This is a genomic window from Otoolea muris (assembly GCF_943193115.1).
GTDB lineage: Bacteria > Bacillota > Clostridia > Lachnospirales > Lachnospiraceae > Otoolea > Otoolea muris.
In genome coordinates this window covers 1-1,994 of the sequence record NZ_CALPCY010000131.1, presented here as the reverse complement: position 1 = coordinate 1,994, position 1,994 = coordinate 1, and the positions used below count along the sequence as shown (strand labels likewise).

Sequence of the window (1,994 nt, the reverse complement as noted above, 5' to 3'; positions counted from 1 at the left end):
GTATATCGTTATATTGTTTCGCTTTGTCAGGTGCCATTATGTTCATAGAAAAGTTTAAGAATAACGGAAAAGATTATCTCCGGCTTGTCCATGCTGTTAGAAAACCCAATAAAAACGGGGACATGGTTTCTACAAAAAAGGTTCTCCTTAACATCGGCCCTTTGGACCGCTTTGATGATGGGCTCCCTGACTATCTCACACGCCTGAAAAAATCCTTCAAATCAGGAAATCCCCTGATTCCGTCCCTGGCGCCGTTCTGCCTGTCTTCAAAACCCGCAGAAGCCTACCGCTTCTCCATCAGCGAGGGCAGCCCGGAATGTTTTGGACATCCAAAACTTTTCTCCCATATCCTCCTCGAACGCATCCTGGAAGAACTGGGCCTGAACACTTTTTTCTCTTCTTACAAAGGATTTACCAAAATCCAGTATGATGTTTACGGCTTTGCTAAACTCCTGATATTCGGGAGGCTGTTAAATCCTGCCTCCAAATCCGCCACGGTCCGGCAAAACGGGGATTATTTTGAACCGGTCCTCACACAATACAACCCGGACAATGTTTTTGATACCCTGGACTTTATCTATGACAATAAGGATAAGATCATCCGCAGGATCAATACGAACCTTGTCAAAAAAGCCGGACGTTCCCCTGAGATCATTTATTATGATGTGACCAATTTCTATTTTGAGATCAACGGGCCGGATGACGATATCCTTGACGGGGAGGGAAATGTAATCGAAAAAGGACAGCGCAAAATGGGCGTCTGCAAGGAAGAGCGCAAGCTCCCTATCGTCCAGATGGGACTCTTTATGGATGACAGCGGGATTCCCATTGCCATCGAATCCTTCCCGGGAAATACCCTGGACCATCTGACCCTGCGTTCTGCGATGGAAAAGAATATCGACGGCCTGGAATTTTCCCGCTTTATCCTGATTGGTGACCGGGGGATCTGCTGCTACCCGAACCTGCTCCACCTTAAAGATGCCGGGAACGGCTACATTGTTTCAAAAAGCCTCCTGAAAAGCACAAAAAAAGAACAGGAATGGACATACAATGACGACGGTTACATTTCTGTAAGCGATGATTTCAAATATAAATCCAGAATCGTAAAGAAAACGGTCAAAGATGAAAAAGGAAACAAGCGGACCATCGAAGAAAAGGCAGTTGTTTATTGGAGCAGAAAATTTCATCTGCGTGCAGAACGGGAAAACAAAAAGTTCCTTGATTTCCTCAAAAAGCTGCAGGAACACCCAGAAAATTTCCGCATCACCGCAACCCAGTCGAAAAGCCTGCGTAAATTTTTTAAAAAGGATTGCGTCAATGAAACGACCGGCGAGATCCTGGATTCCACAAAGCTCAAAGCGTTCATTGATTTTGACAAGGTTGCGGAGTACAGGAAAAGCCTCGGCTACTACCAGATCGTCACATCGGAACTGACCATGGATGCCCGGGAAGTCATTGATAAATACCATGGCCTGACACAGATTGAAGACCAGTTCCGGGTAATGAAGGGGGACCTGGAGACCCGCCCGCTTTATGTCCGTACACCGGAACATGTGACGGCACACCTGCTGATCTGTATGATCGCGTTGATTATACTGCGCATCATCCAGAAGAGAATGATATCTTCCGGAGACGTACCGTTGGATCCGGACGCGTACTGGAGCACCGGGCTTAACGGGCACAGGCTGCAGGAAGCCCTAAACAAATGGAAGGTAGACCTTCTGCCGGGAGAACTGTACCGCTTCATGGATGTAGATGATCCGGATCTGAAACGGATCCTTGACTCCTTCGGCATAAGCATTCCCGCAAAACTATACCGGAGAGCAGAACTGAAAAGCATAAAAACAGGAATAAAGATTTTCATGTAGGTCATAAATGTAGGTATATGTTCTCAAAATCTCACAAGCCGCATAAACACTGAAAAATCTGCATAGTTACAGTAAAAATGGAGCCGTTATGGCTCCATTTTGGATCTTATAAGTGGCAAACTCGGG

1 protein-coding gene is annotated in these 1,994 nt (G+C 46.1%); it reads left to right on the top strand.

From position 1 onward, the window contains the following. Positions 1 to 1,868, top strand: a 1,868-nt coding sequence (locus NFS31_RS26540) for an IS1634 family transposase (RefSeq protein ID WP_251502045.1), incomplete at its 5' end; no start/stop codon positions are given. Positions 1,869 to 1,994 lie beyond the last annotated feature (126 nt).